This is a genomic window from Staphylococcus lugdunensis (assembly GCF_001558775.1).
In the GTDB taxonomy this organism is placed as follows: Bacteria; Bacillota; Bacilli; order Staphylococcales; family Staphylococcaceae; genus Staphylococcus; species Staphylococcus lugdunensis.
Genome location: NZ_CP014022.1, coordinates 644,228 through 661,365 on the forward strand (window position 1 = coordinate 644,228; position 17,138 = coordinate 661,365).

The window sequence follows — 17,138 nt, forward strand, 5'->3', positions numbered from 1 at the left end:
TATCAGATTTTATAAATTTAAAATATATGCTGAAACGATTGGTGTATGTAATAAAATTGCTTTACTAAGCCATGAATGAGCTAAACTCATCTGAACCCATTCATTAGGATAAAGCGCCAGCATATAAAGTAGAATTTGCACAGATATCAAGGCTGATAGCAATCCAAACAAGGCCCCTAACCAGCGACTCCAATTATATAATTTTTTGTACGTTACTATATTATCAAATGACACTACAAGAAGATACAAAATAATCTTGCTCAATATAGCAACTAGTGCAAAAGCTACAATTGCATCAAAGCGTTGCTGAACTTGACTAAAAGGCACAGCGTAAGTCATATCATAAGCTACAGTTTTCGGGAACGGTAAAAAAACTAATAATCTTTGTGCAATACCTTGATAATTGTTATGTGCAATCCACAAGGCAACCATCGTCGTCATAACGTGTAAACAATTTAACCACCATCCACGGCGATATCCCATAAGCATGACATAACCTACAAATAATAATACAATTAAATCTAGTATCATATTATAGCTCTCTACGTCTAAATTGATTCACTTCTTCTTGGAGGCGACGATTTTCTTCTAATAGTACCTTTTCGTGCATAATATTGACGGCCGTTAATACAGACTTTCGTGTTGTATCAAGACCAGAAGTTTTTAGCGCCTTGATTCTCTCATCTACTAAATGAGCGACATAACGAATATGCTCAGGACTGTCTTCACCAACAATAGTATAATGTTGATCATTAATCGTTACATTAATTCTGTTTTTAAATTCACTCATAATTATGTCTCCTGACCTTTTTGATAAACTTCAGTTCTATTACATTTTTTCATCAGCTAGTTTCTATGTAATGTTATATTAAGTACATTATACATGACAGCATCTAAATTTGTAAGCCCATCCATCTGATTCAGTAAGTTATAGTGTTATACTAGAATATTACTACATCATTAATTTCATGATATGATATTGCTGGTTAATATTTTTTAAAGAAAGGATTTCTGACATCTATGGCAAATGTCGTCCAAAAACTAACAAACGAAGCAATAGAGCAGCTCTTAAATCAAATTGACTTTGAACAGCATAACTTACCACAAGGGATGCGTGCACGCACTAATTATAAACAGACAACCATTAATATCTATAACTCTGGCAAAGTCATGTTTCAAGGTAAACAAGCTGAAAATATTGCTCGAGAATTACTTCCAAATTATCACGATGCTGCCATGGCAGCAACAACTTCAAAGCAATCATCAACTCATACACTTCAATATGACAAATATGATTGTATTGGTAGCGATGAAGCCGGAAGTGGAGATTATTTTGGTCCTTTAACCGTATGTGCTGCTTATGTCACTCAATCACATGTTGCTATTTTAAAAACATTAGGTGTCGATGACTCAAAAAAACTAACTGATACTAAAATTATTGACTTGGCGGAGCAGTTAGTGACATTTATTCCACATTCATTGCTAACATTAGATAATATTAAATATAATGAGCGCCAAGCTTTAGGCTGGTCTCAAGTAAAAATGAAAGCCGTTCTTCATAATGAAGCTATTAAAAATGTTACTCAAAAAATTCATCCAGACAACATCGATTATATTGTGATTGACCAATTCGCTCAGCGTGAAGTTTATCAACATTATGCCTTAAGTGCATTACCATTTCCAGAAAAAACAAAATTTGAAACAAAAGGAGAGTCAAAATCTCTAGCAATTGCAGCTGCCAGTATTATCTCTCGCTATGCATTTGTCAAATATATGGATCAACTCGCTCGCAAAATGCATTGCGAAATTCCTAAAGGTGCTGGTAATAAGGTTGATTTAGTTGCTGCTAAAATCATTGATAAGAGTGGAATTAACAAATTAGATAGTATTTCTAAAAAACATTTTAAAAACCGAGAAAAAGCACTGAAATTAGTAGAAAGAAAGCAAAATTAGTAAGCAATAACAATTTAAGACATAAATGTAATAGATTAAAATTGAAACGCCAAAATCTTTTTATTGGATATGGTTTCCACCATATTAATTGAAACTATTAAAATTAAAGTCTCTAGTGGTAACATCTATTGCTTCAAGTTATCGCTTATATAAGGCACCTCGTTCATTTCATTTAGTGAAGTCGACTAAACAATGTGAAAGTGCCTTATTTTTTAAACCATTTAACGGTAAAATTACATGTTAATACGTAGTATTTATGGCGAGACTCCTGAGGGAACAGGACAAGCTGAAGACAGGTGCCCCAACAGACAGGCTTTCGAAAAGAAAGCCAACGGACAAAGCAATTTGGAGTGGGGCCCCCAACACAAAGAAATGCATCAAGCATTTCCGCGAACAACGCAAGTTGGGGTGGCTGAGACGGCACCCTAGGAAAGCGAAGCCATTAAGTATTGTCAATAAAATAGCCAGTAAATGAGCTTACAAAAACTCATTTACTGGCTATTTTTTTCTAGGATTTGTGTCCCAGTCTGTCTCTTTTCGCCAAATTATCTTATTACAGCGCCTTGTGCTTGTAAAGCTGCTAAAATTTTATCATGTACTTTTGTGACACGTTCATCTGTTAATGTATTTTCTGTATCTAAATAATTCAAGCGAATCGCAATAGATTTCTTACCTTCACCTAAATGTTCCCCTTCGTAAACATCAAATACTAATGAATCTTGAAGAATATCATCACCATTACTATGGATTGTTTCTAACAACACTGATGCTGGAACATCACTTGTGACCTCTAAGGCAATATCCCTAGTCACTCCAGGGAATTTAGGGATTGGTTGATAGTTAATGTAGCCAACTGCTACTTCCATTATAGTATGATAGTTTAATTCAAATACGTATGTGCGATTTAAATCATTCTCCACAGCTAATTGTGGATGCAATTCGCCAATAAAACCAATATCTTTACCTTGTAAAGATATGATTGCTGTTCTACCAGGATGTAACCCACTAATTTCACCGGCTTTATAACTGAACTCGAGATTTAACTTTTCCGCGACACGATCTACAACGCCTTTGGCAATATAGAAGTCAACGGCTTCTTTTTTATTTTGCCATGTATTAACTACATACTCACCAGTTAATATGCCGCTCAAATATTCTACCTCCTCTGGTAATTCACCTTCATCATTACCAAAGAAAACGCGTCCTATTTCATACAATTTGACATCTTTATTTTTACGCGCCACATTATATGCAGCTGCTTCGATTAAATGTGGTAATAAGCTTTGACGTAAAGTGGAATGCGCTTCACTCATAGGCATTAATAAGCTAATTGTTGGACGTGTTTGTAAAGCAAAATCTTTCGCATGATCTTTTGAAACAAGTGAATACGTAATTGCTTGGTCTAAACCAGCACCTTCTAATGTTTCTTTTACTATACGCGTTTTATGCTGACGATCTGTTAATTCGCCATTTGTGACATCTTCAAAAACGGGCATTGTTGATGGGATGTTGTCGTATCCGTATATCCGTGCAACTTCTTCAATCAGATCTTCTTTAATCGTAATATCTTTACGGCGTGATGGTACATTGACTGTTAATTCGTCACCATTTTGTTGTGTTTTAAAGCCTAATTGTTCAAAAATAGCTTTTATTTCACCACAAGATAAGTTAAATCCAACTGTTTTGTTTACTTTTTCAGCAGTGATTTTAATTGGTGTCACAAATGAACCTAAATTACCCGCAGACACTCGGCCTTGTAATACGTTACCATCTGCATATGTTTGAAGTAAGTAACATGCTCTATCAACAGCTTCATCGACAAATTCAGTTGCAATACCTTTTTCAAAGCGACTAGAAGCTTCACTACGCAAGTTTAAACGACGAGATGTATGACGAATAGAAACCGGATCAAAGATAGCGCCTTCTACTACAACATTTGTTGTTGTTGCTGTAACTTCAGAAAAATCTCCACCCATGACACCTGCTAAAGCGATTGGTTCTTTGCTATTTGAAATAACAATGTCACTATTTACTAAGGTACGCTCCGTATTATCTAAGGTAGTCATAGTTTCATTTTCATTTGCTTGGCGCACAATTATTTCTTTAGAGCCAATGTGATCTTGGTCAAACATGTGTAATGGTTGACCGTATTCTAATAAGACATAATTAGAAATATCTACAACGTTATTGATTGGACGAATACCTGCTTTAATTAAGCGCATCTGCATCCAAATTGGAGATGGGGCTATTGTCACATTTTTAACTATTCTTGCACTGTAGTATGGCACTTTTTCAGGATTATCAATAGATACTGATAACTCATTTGATGTGGATTCAGAAATTTCATCACTTTGTGTATGAGGTTTCGTCATTTTAGTTTTATATAGCGCTGCTACTTCATATGCAGTACCAATCATGCTTAATGCATCAGCTCGATTCGGTGTTAAATCAAATTCCATCACTTGGTCATTTAAGTAAAGTGCTGTTAAAGCGTCAGTCCCAGGTTCAATTGGTTCAGTAAAAACGAAAATACCATTTTCATATGCTTTTGGAACAACATTACTGGAAATACCAATTTCTTGTAATGAACAAATCATTCCTTCTGAACGTTCACCACGCAACTTAGCGCGTTTAATTTTAATGCCACCAGGTAAGCGTCCACCAACTTTAGCGACGATAACGTGTTGTCCCGCTTCGACATTAGGTGCGCCACATACAATCTGAACAGCTTCTTTTTCACCAATATCTACTTGACAAATATTTAATTTGTCTGCATCAGGATGTTTCTCCTTAGATTGGATATATCCTACAACTAAGTTCTTGATATCTTTGGTATAGTCGATTATGTCATCTACTTCAATACCTGTGCGAGTAATACGCTCTGCTAAATCTTCAATAGCTACACCTGCATCAACATAATCTTTTAACCATTCATTTGAAATCAACATTACAATTCACCTCTATCTTCTACAGCTTTAAATTGATCAAGGAATCGTACGTCATTAGTGTAGAAATGACGAATATCTTCAATACCATATTTTAACATCGCGATACGATCTGGCCCCATACCAAAGGCAAAGCCAGAATATACATTCGAATCAAATCCAGCCATTTCAAGTACGTTTGGATGCACCATACCAGCACCTAAAATTTCAATCCAGCCTGTATGTTTACATACGTTACAGCCTTTACCTTTACATTTAAAACAAGATACATCAACTTCAACGGATGGTTCTGTGAATGGGAAGTAACTAGGGCGAAGACGAATTTCACGTTCTGCCCCAAATAACTTTTTAGCCAATAATTCTAATGTGCCTTTTAAGTCACTCATTTTAATATGTTTATCAACGACTAACCCTTCTATTTGAGTAAATTGATGACTATGTGTTGCGTCATCTGAGTCACGTCGATATACTTTACCAGGACAAATAATTTTTACTGGCCCTACACCATTACGTTTTTCCATCGTCCGTGCTTGAACTGGAGATGTATGAGTGCGCATTAAAATATCATCTGTAATGTAGAAACTATCTTGCATATCACGCGCAGGATGTGACTTAGGTAAGTTTAATGCTTCAAAATTATAATAATCTTGTTCAACTTCATAACCGTCAACAATTTCATAACCTAAACCTAAAAATAAGTCTTCAATTTCTTCAATCGTTCTTGTTAAAGGATGTTTAGAACCTATGTTGATTTTACGACTTGGTAATGTAACATCAATCGTTTCTTCAGCAAGTTGTTGGTTCAATTTTTCATGTTTTAATAATGCTTGTTTTTCTTCTAATTCATTTTGAATGGTTTGTCTTAATTCATTTACCTTTTGACCATAGGCAGGTTTTTCTTCATTAGGTAAATCTTTCATATTTTTCATTAGAGCACTAACTGAACCTTTTTTACCTAAATATTTAACTTTTACATCTTGTAATTCGCGTTCATTTTGAGCTTCATTAATATCAACTAATGCTTGTTGTTTTAATTTCGCCATTGAATCCATCTGAGTCATATAAATGACACCTCACACTTTTTATTTTTAAACTTAGTTTTCGAGCATAAAAAAAGACTTACCTCCCTATATCTTGGGACGAAAGTCTTCCGTGGTACCACCCAAATTTATGTCATTATAAAATAAGACACTAAGCCTTACTTTATTTTACATACACTTGTTCTGCATTGTTAACGAAGATACGCGCTCCGACTTAAATCTCTTTAAGTAACCAAAAAGATGAAAGTAACTAATCGAAATTGGAATAAGTTTCAGTCACGCTTATTCTCCCTGCACAATTCGTTCTACTAGTTAAGGTCTTTTTATTGGTTTATCATTCAATTTTATGAGTACTTGTCATCACTATACTTTATTATATACATCTAAGTATAGCCGATTTTAAACAAACGGGTCAACCTTTCAAGTGGTAAAGTAAAATACTTCCAGCAATTGCAACATTTAAACTTTCTGCTTTGCCATAAATTGGAATAATTAAATTTTTCGTCGTATGTTCTAACAACGCGTTATTTACTCCATCCCCTTCATTACCAAGTAGCAGTGCAAATGTTTCTTGGGGTTCAAGATTTTTATATGACACAGCATTTTCTAGTGCAGTACCAAATACAGGACCTTCGAACTGCTTTATAAACCCTTGTAAGTCTGCAGTCACCACAGGTATATGGAAGACACTACCTTGACTAGCTCTAAGCACTTTATCCTGATACGCATCTGCTGTTCCCTTTTCCATAACAATAAGGTCTATACCGGCAGCATCTGCTGTACGAATTAATGTTCCTAAATTGCCAGGATCTTGAATGCGGTCAATGAGTAATACTTGTTTTGCATGTGTTACATCATAGTTTGGCTTTTCAATTACTGCAAAGAATCCTTGAGGTGTAATTGTACCTGATAATGCTTCTGCCACTTTCATATTAATTTGAAATGTTTCTTCTGCATAATCTATCAATGCTTGCTCTGTTCGCTCTGGTTCGATAACAAATAATTGTTTAATCGTCAGATTACTTTGATAAGCTTCTTCAATTAAATGAATACCTTCAATGAGTGCTTGTCCCGTTTTATCACGTTCACGTTTCTTTTTAAGTTTATTTGCATTTTTAATCTTACTATTTTGTGCAGATGTAATTTGTTCCATTAAAACTCTCCAATTTTATGTAATTATGGTTGTTATATGCTTCGCCCTATATATTAGCACAACGTTGATGAACATTCAGTTACATTAATATAAAGATTGTCATTTCAATCGTATCAAATTATTTTTAAACTACGTAGTGTGATTCTGCAGTCCATTCTTGTAATGTATTTATAAAAACACATAAAGAAACCCAATGATTTGTTGTCATCATTGGGTTTCTTTATTATTCATATTATTTTAGCACTATGCTAAAATTATTTGCTAACAACTTCTTCACCATTGTATGAACCACAATTTTTACATACACGGTGAGATAATTTGTATTCGCCACAACTTGGGCATTCAGTCATACCAGGCACTGAAATTTTGAAGTGTGTACGACGTTTGTTTTTTCTCGTTTTAGACGTTCTTCTTTTTGGTACTGCCATGATTTATCCTCCTTAATATTAAAGCCAGTTAATTCTAAATGTCAGATTAGTTCCTAATTATACTATAACAAGACGTAATCTGCTATTACTCTTTATCATATAATTGTTGTAATTTCTGAAGCCTAGGATCAACTTGCATTGTTTCCGAAGATTTATCTTCATCACCCTTTGCAAGTTCAATCAATTGATCTTCGTCAATAACTTCCCAGCCGTTACCTTCTGTTAACATCTGATTGCTGTTATCAGAATATGCACGCATGGGTTTCTCAATTATGACTAGCTCTTCCGCAATATCTTTAATGTTTATCATACCATCAGTGGCTAGATGATAATGTTCATCAAGCTCACTTTCATCGGCATAATCATTATATCCCTCTAAATCAAATACTTCTGAAGTTGTCACATCTAGTGGCACTTCAACTGGTTCCAATGTACGTGCACATGGCATCGTATATGTCCCAGTTACATGCATATCTGCAATCACTTCATTCGACTTAACATTAAGTTGACCTTCTACATGAATCTCAGACAAATCAATAAGACCTAGCGATTCCTTTAAGTGATCAAATTTCGCTGTTTCATTAAATTCAAAGGGCTGACCTTGATATTTTCTTAATTGTGTTATTGACCATTTCATATGGCTTCACCTCTAACAAGCACAAAATTTATTTTAACTTTCTCTACAAGAGTTGTCAAGATTTTTTCTTAACATCAAAGTATCTGTTACAATACTTATGATGAATACTGAAAGGACGAATTGCAAATGAAAAGTGTTGGACTTATAACGGAATATAACCCATTTCATAATGGTCACTTGTATCATGCCCGACAATCAAAAAAACTGTCCAATGCCGATGTCACCATTGCATTGATGAGCGGACAATTTGTAATGCGTGGTGAACCAGCAATATTCAATAAGTTTATTCGTGCCGAGATGGCCTTAGAAGGCGTCGATTTAGTTGTTGAACTTCCTATAATTGGCAGTCTATCTTCATCAGATTACTTTGCCAAATACGGTATATTGCTTGCCGATTATCTAGGCATAGATACGATTTCATTTGGTAGTGAAAGTGCCAATATTGAGGCGTTGACTAAAATAGCTCAAGATATTCAACAATTTGAAACAAATCCAAAGTATAGGGCTCAAATCAATAGCGGTAAAAGTTACCCACGTGTTTTAAGTGACCATTTTAATCAACATCACATTTTACAAACTCCAAATAATATTTTAGGACTTAGTTATTTAAAAGCTATTCATAATTTTGCACCAAACATTAATGCTATGACGATTGAACGCTTAGGTACATATCATCATCAATCATCAATTGATCACCAAACATTGGCAAGTGGTAGTGCAATTCGTCACGCTTTAAATTCAAATGACACACTTTGGAAACAAGTTGTACCAAATCACATGTGGCATCTTTATGAGCAGCCACAAATGACAAAAGAAGCATTGTTTCCTTATATTCAATATGCTTTAATTACACAATCATCGGAAGACTTAGCACAAATATACACAATCAATGAAGGCTTAGAACATCGTTTACAATCATTGATAACTAAAGCACACGATTTAGATAGTTTCATAACCCTCGTTAAAACGAAACGCTATACATACACGCACATTCAACGTGCCTTAATGAACATCGTACTCAATATACACCAACAAGATGTTCCTACTAATATAAAAGCAGCTCGTATTTTAGGCATGACTAACAAGGGTCAACAATATTTGAAGTATCTAAAAGCACAATTTCCAGAGCGAAATTATATCACAAATATAACAAAGAAAACTGCGCCCTTTTTCACGCAAGAAATTAAAGCTACGCAACTTTATAATTTATGTACCCATAGTACTCAAAATGATTTTAACACGCCTGTTATTCGAAAATGATAGCGCTATACCAATGACAACCCCTTTTGAAAGCTCGTTAAATAGTACTTTCAGAAGGGGTTGTTTACATATTATTTAAATTTTTCTTTCAATGCAGTTGCTACGTTAGGTGGTACAAAATCACTTATATTTGCTTTATATTGTGCTACTTCCTTAACAACACTTGAACTAATGAAGGAATAATTTGTACTTGTCATCATGTACATCGTTTCAACATCACTATTAAGCTTTTTGTTCATAGATGTTAATCGCAATTCATATTCAAAATCACTAACCGCACGTAAGCCTCTAATAATTGTTTTAGCACCTATTTGATCACAAAAATCAACAAGTAATCCATCAAAATGATGGACCTGAACATTAGATAAATGTTTTACAGACTCCTCAATAAGTTCAATGCGTTCATTTACCGTAAATGTGCCAGCTTTATTACTATTTTTCAACACACAAACATGTAATTCATCAAATCGTCCCGCACTACGTTCAATAATATCTAAATGTCCGTACGTGATTGGATCAAAACTTCCTGGAATAACTGCCTTTGTCTTACCCATTTTTATCTCCTTTTTCTAACAGCAACGTGTCTGTTAAACCATAATGATAGCGTTTAAGCTCTTTGAATGATTGTATAGCAATATCTTCTTGATGACTAAACTCACAGATGATGATACCACTTTCTTTTAACAAATTAAATGTTTCAATTTGAATTAAAGCTTTATCTATAAGTCCTTTATTGTATGGCGGATCTAAAAAGATATAATCAAATTGAATATCCCTTTTATTTAAAGCTTTTAATGCTCTATCTGCATTATTTTTGTATACTTCAGCTTGTTCTGTTAAGTCTAATTGTTGTAAATTCGCTTGAATTACTTTGATTGCTTTAAAATTCTGATCAACAAAGATTACTTTATCCATTCCACGTGACAAACCTTCAATACCAAGCGCACCACTTCCAGCAAATAAATCTAGTCCAAGTCCACTTACATTGTGAAGACTATTAAAAATGCCTTCTTTAACTTTATCCATTGTTGGTCTCGTGTTTCGACCTTCTAAACTTTCAAGTGCTTTACTTTTATGTTTACCAGCTATCACGCGCATGTTAATACACTTCCATTTCATCTTGTGTTTTACTATAATTTGATTAAAAAAGGAGAATTACTTAACTAATGAAACAATCATTTATCGTTCTTGGAGAAGGGTTGACTGACCTGTTTGAATTTTTAACACTGATAGATTATGACCATGCTCGTGTAGATAAAATAATGTACTTCCACACGCCAGAATCTGAAAAGCAACGATCATCTATAGCACTCGTTATGCAACCTACTGAAGGCCATCATTTTCAAGCTATGTATATCATGCTTAATGCGATGTCTTATCCTTATCCAGAAAGTAACAAAAAGTTTCAGATGATTAATGAGAAAGCTGAACAATATAATATTCAAACGATTGGTGTTGATGTTCAGCCTATCGAAGCCTTTCACGATTTAGACCTATACTTTAAATATCTAATCAGCATTTTGCGTTTACAAAATTGGATACCACCACTCCAATGATATTTAAACTATTGAATTAAAGCGTTTCGTGCTTTTCTTTTTCATATGTTTTCTTTAAGTATTTATATGGCGAAGCATCAATGTGCCGAACGTATTTCATTTGCATCAGCTTATGCACAATTACATCTGCATCAACTTCATTAATATAAATAATGACATATCTTTCTTGCTTATTTGTATGAACAATATGTCCGTATTTTCGCAGCTGTCGCTCATGTTTAATGTGTTTTAAATAAACAGTCAAACTCGTTCTAGGTATTAAGTTCATTGTTTGTCATCACTCCATTTATTTATGCATTCATTATCATATCATGTCTTAATATTTTAGAAAATAACTTCGTCCTAATACGAAATAAAGTACCTTTACTGTTACCTAATATATAAATTTGATACGCTTATATTAATACCTTTGAGGAGGCACTATATATGTCAATAAAAAATAAACGTTTAATAAACTGGGGATTAGCTGGAATAGGTATTATGAGTGGCCTATTATTCTATAAACGACAACAATCCCAACAACAGCCAAAGACGATTCCACCATTCTTCCAAGGACGTTCACCTTATATTTTTGCACATCGAGGTGGCATGGCCGTAAGACCAGAGCAAACTCAACTTGCATTTGACCATGCTGTATCTTTTGATGTAGATGGTTTCGAAACAGACGTACGCCTTACTAAAGATGAAAAACTCATTGTTTTTCATGATGCTACAGTTGATCGCACCACAAATGGTTCAGGTAAAGTAAGCGAACATACTGTAGCTGAATTAAAAAAATTGGATGCGGGTTATCATTTTACAGATATAAATGGAACCACACCTTATCGTGGTCATGAGAAAACAGCTATTCTAACATTTGATGAATTACTAAAATTATATCCAAACATGCGAATTAACGTTGATTTAAAAGATCATCCAGGGAGCTATGAAGGATCTATTGCACCACAAAAGATGTTTGACGATATTTTAAATAATCAAGCGCAAGACCGTGTATTAGTTACAAGCTTCTATAGTAAACAAATTGACAGGTTCAATAAAATAGCGCAAAATTCAGTTGCAATTGGCGCTAGTCAAAAGGAAGTCGCAGAAGGATTTTTGAAGTTCTTTAGTGGCACTGCACGTAGCTTTCACCCACAAGCAAATACTTTCCAAATGCCAACACATTTCAAAGGCATACCATTAACTTCTCGTCGCTTTATCCAGTGGTTAAATACCCTAAATATTGTACCGGGATATTACGGTATTAATAGCATTGATATGATGCATGATTTATATTTAAAAGGTGCACACACACTGGTAACAGATCGCCCTGATCTTGGAAAACAATTTAAGGATTCATTAACGATAAAATAAAATATCGTGAAAAACCTTCAAATGTTTGACTGCTATAGTCTCACTTGAAGGTTTTTACTATATATGTTAATTATATTCTAATTCTACTTATAACGAGCACTTGCATGAACCTCCTGATGCACAACCACGCTCATCCGTTTGGAAAAAGGGATTTCCTGCCTCAATTTTCACATTTGCAGATACTGCATGTGCGATTTTGCTTATAAGTTCATCTATTAAATTTTGTAACTTAACTTCCTTAACTTTATAGTCCATCACAACCGGAAGCATTTCATAAGCACGTTTGCGACGCCGTGTTTCTAACATTATAGTTTGATAGTCAGGATGGTATCGGCCAAAACGCATGACTTCATCATACATATGTTTATATTTTAAGAAAGCTTCATACATGAGATGTGCTTCATCATCACGATCTAGCTTTAATTGAGCCTCTTTAAACTGATAATATATTTCTGAATCAGTCACCATATCTGATAACTTTTCGATTTCATCTAAAATATAACCCATTTCTTCTGTGTACATCTTTGGCCTACCTCCTTTATTTATCTTCCACAAAAATAAGTGAGTAGTAATTTTTCATAACTTCTCCACCCATTTCATTGTATTTTTTATTCAATAATCTTGAGCGATGTATATCCGAATTCATCCAACTATGGATGAGTGTTGGGACATCATCAAAATCATAACCAACATTTTGACTTGTCGTTTTAAATTCAATATTTTGATTCTCTAATTGATTTCGTAACGTATCTTCAGTAAATGCTACACTATCAGAATCTGTTGCATCATATAAGTTAATTGCGGCGATATGGGCAATATCACTATTAACACGCATCGGTTTAATTCCTTTTAGTTTACGTATTTCATTAGTTATTTCATAAAGTGTCATAAGCTGATTTGGGTTTTGCTCAAAAGGAATATCTGCAGAATGCTTGATGCGAGACTTCGATGATTGTTCATCATCTTCTAAACGATAAGGTTTAAAAAGTGCAAGTGCCTCTTTATCTAAATAACGTATTCCCATAATATCATTCGTTTGTTGATCAACATAAACTTGAGCATAATTTTCACCATATTTTATCAATGTTTGAGTTTTCAAATCTTCATCTGATAATTCAAAATGATATGTCCTATTATTAACTTTAAATGTTGGATCAGGGTTAATACTCGTATTCTCAAAAATTCTAGCTGCACTATCATTAATTTTTAAAGGGGCAACATTGGCATTTTCACCCGTAGCATAAACCGATTTAATACGCTTATCTCTAACTAATACAACATAATAAGCATCTTGTTGTTTAAAAACATAGTTTTTATAATGATCACTATATCGATATGACCGATCTGCCTGTCCAAACTTTTTAGTTAAATAAGAGATGTCTTTTCCTATCCAAGTGCCAATCCCTTCTTTAGGCTTAGGATTTCCATCATCTTTTTGATTGTTTTGATGTGCACTTTGATCTGAACGACTCGTATTAGTAGATTTATTTGGATTTTCTAATACATCAAATTGTAATCGAGGTGAATAAAATAAATATATTAAAAATGTTACTAACAGCACGACACCTAATATTTTCAATAATAATTTGATTATCTTTCACCTCTTACTTAATAATATATTATAAAAATTGATACTTTAAACTACAAAACATTTTATATAAGGACTTCGGCTTTTATTGTACTTTAATTTAATCGTAATATTCAATTAAGTAGATAAAAAACTGGTAAAACGACAAGTTTCACCAGTTAATAGAGCCCCTATAGCCCAGTTGTATTGAGATTATAATCCTAACGTTGCCTTAATTACCGACGTCGTCTCCCCACCTGGATATAATACATAAAGTAGTATATACACCGTAACACCTGTAATAGCTGTCAAAAACCAAATAACAGATGCTGTAGGACCAATTTTTCTATGAATATTAAATTTATCCTTAAAAGCAGTAATAATCTGTACTAAACCACCAATACCACCTAATGTAGCTAGGTTTATGTGGAAAAATAAAAAACCTTTATAAAATGGTCGCAATGAATCGGGACCACCAAAGTCCGTATTACCTATAAACACAGTACGTGTTGCATAAATAATAAAGAACGTTAATGCGAATACAGCGGCCCATAACATTGTTTTCTTATGAGCATTTACATGCCTATGCCAAATTTGCCACCAACCGATGGCAATTAAAATGGCACTAATTACAATACAACTCGTACTAATCGTAGGTAGAATAGGTACATTCATAAATTTCATCCTTGCCTTCAGTATTTTATATCATTTTAATTAATGAAACTACAACAACCATTACGAAAAATACTACTAAATAATTGAGCGAGTATATAAACATTTTTGTAGCCCATTTTGTTTGGTCTGTATCCTTTTTAAATGTTGTCAAACCAATGAAAAGCCATCCTAAATTTAATAAAGTAGCTAACACAATAAATGTAGTACCTAAATTAGTGAAGAAGAATGGTAAAGGCAATAAACAAACAAGCCAAAAGAACATGCTGACACGCGTTCTTTTGATACCTTTAACGGATGGTAACATTGGAATGTTGGCTAATGCATATTCATCCTTTCTTTTAATTGCTAAAGCGTAAAAATGAATTGGTTGCCAACAAAATACCACTAAAAATAGTCCGAAAGCAGCAAGACTTAATTGTCCGTCAATAGCTGCCCATCCAATTAATGGAGGTACTGCACCAGGAAAACTACCTACTACAGTATTCCACGTTGTATGACGTTTAGACCAAATAGAATAAAATGATACATAACCAACTATACCTACAAGACCTAGTACACCAGTTGGAATATTTAATAAAAATAAACAAGCTTCCCCCACTAACATCATTCCGAAGCTTAATAGCATTAAGTTTCTATCTGAAATTCTATCATTAACGGTCGGTCGGTTTTGTTTACTTGGCATAATACGATCTATATCTTGATCGTAGTAGTTGTTTATTGCACAAGCGCCCCCCATAATCAAAGTCGACCCTATTATCATTAATATAATTTGTGGAATCGATGATAGGAAGGAATGGCTAGTCATAACGACTGCAAGCCAAGCACCCGCAAATGCAGGAATCAAATTACCTTGAACAAGACCCATTTTAATTATTTGTTGTAATTCTTTGAAAGAAACGCGACTTGAAGTGTGTGATAAAGTCTGTTCTTTATTCATATGCCCCCTCCTTAAAATTTCCATATAGTACTATGATATATTAAATATAGTAAATTGACCAGTTGAATAAAAAATTATTTGTGACACTTTATCGACATTCAAAAACTCTCTTTTTGAAAACACTATGAATGATGTATAATTGAAATAATGGCTAGAATAGAAATATGGACATTAAATTATAGTCATCCAAGGTATAATTTAGGCTAACTATTATTTAATGATGGGGTGTATAAAATTGTTTAAACAAAAAAACCTTAAATGGTTATCCGTACTAGCTGCCATAATTATGGGGTTTGTACAATTAGGTGGGGCTTTAGTAACAAAAACTGGTTCTGAAGATGGTTGTGGTGCTTCATGGCCACTATGTCACGGTGCTTTATTACCAGAAAATTTACCGATCGCAACGATTATTGAATTAAGTCACCGAGCAATGTCAGGTTTATCTCTAATCATTGTTTTATGGCTTGTTATTACAGCATGGAAAAATATTGGTTATATCAAAGAAGTGAAGCCACTATGTATTATCAGTGTCGCTTTTTTACTTGTACAAGCATTAGTGGGCGCAGCAGCCGTTATTTGGCAACAAAATTCTTATGTTTTAGCATTACACTTTGGTATTTCTTTAATTAGTTTCTCATCTGTTTTTGTCTTAATGTTGATTGTTTTTGAAGTAGACCAAAAATACGAAGCTGATGAATTATATATCAAAAAACCACTAAGAACATTAACTTGGATTATGACGATTATCGTTTATCTTACAATTTATACTGGTGCTTTAGTACGTCATACCAAAGCAAGTCTAGCTTATGGGGCGTGGCCAGTTCCATTCGATCATATTATGCCACATGGTGAACAAGAATGGGTACAATTTGTTCATAGAGGTATGGCATTGATTGCTTTTACATGGATTTTAATTACCTTTATTCATGCCGTTAAGAATTATTCAGAAAATAGAACGGTTCGTTATGGTTACACTGCAGCATTTATACTTATTATTTTACAAGTTGTGACTGGTGCACTTTCAATCATTACGCACGTTAATTTAATTATAGCTTTATTCCACGCATTATTTATTACGATACTGTTTGGTATGATTGCATACTTTATTATGTTAATGCTTCGAACAATTCGCAGCTCACATTTATAATTTTAAAAAAGGGTCTGGGACATTAAGTTCTTAAACAATGTAAAAAAGCCAATTTCTATTAAAATTATTTGATAGAAATTGGCTTTTCCCTTATGTATTAGATAATATATAGCTCGTTATCATTTTAAGGTGGTAAGATGTAGCCCCATGATGGTGTTTTGAATTCATTATCTGGGATTGTTTCAACAATTTCATTTAAATATCGAGAAATATTATTTGTAGGAATAAGAATTGAAGTTTCCATTGGTAGTGTATAGTGTAAGTTGAGTCATGTTATAAGCTTTATACATAAGGCACCTCGTTCATTTAGTTTAGTAAAGTTTATTAAATGACACGAAAGTGCCTTATTTTTAAAGCATTTAAAGGTAAAATTACATGTTAATACGCAGTATTTATGGCGAGACTCCTGAGGGAGCAGTGCCAGTCGAAGACAGGGGCCCCAACAGAGAGAAATACGAAAAGTATTTCGTCGATCAAAGCAAGTTGG

At 33.8% G+C, this 17,138-nt stretch carries 19 protein-coding genes and 1 pseudogene; 5 read left to right on the top strand and 15 right to left on the bottom strand.

The window, feature by feature from the left end:
* Positions 1-9: 9 nt before the first annotated feature.
* Positions 10-531, bottom strand: coding sequence for a CvpA family protein (locus AL499_RS03035; RefSeq protein WP_002478343.1), 522 nt, complete (start codon positions 529-531; stop codon positions 10-12).
* A 1-nt stretch (position 532) separates the two neighbouring features.
* On the bottom strand, positions 533-790 hold the full coding sequence (zapA, locus tag AL499_RS03040; protein WP_062248857.1) for a cell division protein ZapA: 258 nt from the start codon (positions 788-790) through the stop codon (positions 533-535).
* Between the two features lie 230 nt (positions 791-1,020).
* Between zapA and rnhC the strand changes: the two genes are divergently transcribed.
* Positions 1,021-1,953 (top strand): ribonuclease HIII, encoded by a 933-nt coding sequence (rnhC, locus tag AL499_RS03045; protein WP_002478344.1) that lies wholly within the window; start codon positions 1,021-1,023, stop codon positions 1,951-1,953.
* Between the two features lie 545 nt (positions 1,954-2,498).
* On the opposite strand, the gene pheT is transcribed toward rnhC, so the two are convergent.
* The 5 genes from pheT to AL499_RS03075 all read right to left on the bottom strand — a co-directional run bounded on the left by pheT (position 2,499) and on the right by AL499_RS03075 (position 8,156).
* On the bottom strand, positions 2,499-4,901 hold the full coding sequence (gene pheT / locus AL499_RS03055; protein ID WP_002493083.1) for a phenylalanine--tRNA ligase subunit beta: 2,403 nt from the start codon (positions 4,899-4,901) through the stop codon (positions 2,499-2,501).
* Entirely contained in the window at positions 4,901-5,959 is a 1,059-nt protein-coding gene (pheS, locus tag AL499_RS03060; protein WP_002493102.1) for a phenylalanine--tRNA ligase subunit alpha, read from the bottom strand. The genes pheT and pheS overlap by 1 nt, the downstream gene beginning before the upstream one ends.
* 391 nt (positions 5,960-6,350) lie before the next feature.
* A complete protein-coding gene (locus AL499_RS03065; RefSeq protein ID WP_002493092.1) occupies positions 6,351-7,091 on the bottom strand; it encodes a TrmH family RNA methyltransferase in 741 nt (246 codons plus the stop codon).
* 254 nt (positions 7,092-7,345) lie between these two features.
* A complete protein-coding gene (gene rpmF, locus AL499_RS03070) occupies positions 7,346-7,519 on the bottom strand; it encodes a 50S ribosomal protein L32 (RefSeq protein WP_002435373.1) in 174 nt (57 codons plus the stop codon).
* Positions 7,520-7,604: 85 nt separating this feature from the next.
* Positions 7,605-8,156: a YceD family protein gene (locus AL499_RS03075; RefSeq protein WP_002459389.1), complete on the bottom strand. Its 552-nt coding sequence runs from the start codon at positions 8,154-8,156 to the stop codon at positions 7,605-7,607.
* 126 nt (positions 8,157-8,282) lie between these two features.
* Between AL499_RS03075 and AL499_RS03080 the strand changes: the two genes are divergently transcribed.
* Positions 8,283-9,416 carry a nucleotidyltransferase gene (locus AL499_RS03080; RefSeq protein WP_002493103.1) on the top strand — a complete coding sequence of 378 codons (1,134 nt, stop codon included), beginning with the start codon at positions 8,283-8,285 and terminating at the stop codon, positions 9,414-9,416.
* A gap of 71 nt (positions 9,417-9,487) precedes the next feature.
* On the opposite strand, the gene coaD is transcribed toward AL499_RS03080, so the two are convergent.
* A complete protein-coding gene (coaD, locus tag AL499_RS03085) occupies positions 9,488-9,970 on the bottom strand; it encodes a pantetheine-phosphate adenylyltransferase (protein ID WP_002459391.1) in 483 nt (160 codons plus the stop codon).
* Positions 9,963-10,514, bottom strand: a complete 552-nt coding sequence (gene rsmD / locus AL499_RS03090) for a 16S rRNA (guanine(966)-N(2))-methyltransferase RsmD (RefSeq protein ID WP_002478348.1) — start codon at positions 10,512-10,514, stop codon at positions 9,963-9,965. The genes coaD and rsmD overlap by 8 nt, the downstream gene beginning before the upstream one ends.
* Before the next feature lie 68 nt (positions 10,515-10,582).
* Here rsmD and AL499_RS03095 point away from each other — a divergent pair, with 68 nt between their 5' ends.
* Positions 10,583-10,972, top strand: a complete 390-nt coding sequence (locus AL499_RS03095; RefSeq protein WP_002478349.1) for a DUF7147 family protein — start codon at positions 10,583-10,585, stop codon at positions 10,970-10,972.
* Between the two features lie 16 nt (positions 10,973-10,988).
* Here the strand turns inward: AL499_RS03095 and AL499_RS03100 are convergent, their stop codons facing one another.
* Entirely contained in the window at positions 10,989-11,240 is a 252-nt protein-coding gene (locus AL499_RS03100; protein WP_002459394.1) for a YlbG family protein, read from the bottom strand.
* A 158-nt stretch (positions 11,241-11,398) separates the two neighbouring features.
* On the opposite strand from AL499_RS03100, the gene AL499_RS03105 reads away from it, so the two are divergent.
* On the top strand, positions 11,399-12,325 hold the full coding sequence (locus AL499_RS03105) for a lysophosphatidylglycerol phospholipase D (RefSeq protein WP_002493085.1): 927 nt from the start codon (positions 11,399-11,401) through the stop codon (positions 12,323-12,325).
* A gap of 87 nt (positions 12,326-12,412) precedes the next feature.
* On the opposite strand, the gene AL499_RS03110 is transcribed toward AL499_RS03105, so the two are convergent.
* The 4 genes from AL499_RS03110 to cyoE form a co-directional block, all read right to left on the bottom strand.
* The gene (locus AL499_RS03110) at positions 12,413-12,847 is read right to left on the bottom strand and encodes a YlbF/YmcA family competence regulator (protein WP_002478351.1); all 435 of its coding nucleotides are present in this window, start codon (positions 12,845-12,847) and stop codon (positions 12,413-12,415) included.
* Between the two features lie 16 nt (positions 12,848-12,863).
* Positions 12,864-13,919 carry a CAP-associated domain-containing protein gene (locus AL499_RS03115; RefSeq protein WP_037540411.1) on the bottom strand — a complete coding sequence of 352 codons (1,056 nt, stop codon included), beginning with the start codon at positions 13,917-13,919 and terminating at the stop codon, positions 12,864-12,866.
* A 186-nt stretch (positions 13,920-14,105) separates the two neighbouring features.
* The gene (locus AL499_RS03120; RefSeq protein ID WP_002478353.1) at positions 14,106-14,567 is read right to left on the bottom strand and encodes a DUF420 domain-containing protein; all 462 of its coding nucleotides are present in this window, start codon (positions 14,565-14,567) and stop codon (positions 14,106-14,108) included.
* Between the two features lie 25 nt (positions 14,568-14,592).
* Positions 14,593-15,504, bottom strand: coding sequence for a heme o synthase (gene cyoE / locus AL499_RS03125; RefSeq protein WP_002493104.1), 912 nt, complete (start codon positions 15,502-15,504; stop codon positions 14,593-14,595).
* Between the two features lie 235 nt (positions 15,505-15,739).
* On the opposite strand from cyoE, the gene AL499_RS03130 reads away from it, so the two are divergent.
* Positions 15,740-16,651: a COX15/CtaA family protein gene (locus AL499_RS03130; RefSeq protein ID WP_002493108.1), complete on the top strand. Its 912-nt coding sequence runs from the start codon at positions 15,740-15,742 to the stop codon at positions 16,649-16,651.
* Between the two features lie 102 nt (positions 16,652-16,753).
* Here the strand turns inward: AL499_RS03130 and AL499_RS12445 are convergent.
* Positions 16,754-16,941: pseudogene (locus tag AL499_RS12445) on the bottom strand (IS5/IS1182 family transposase); the annotation flags it as partial.
* Positions 16,942-17,138 lie beyond the last annotated feature (197 nt).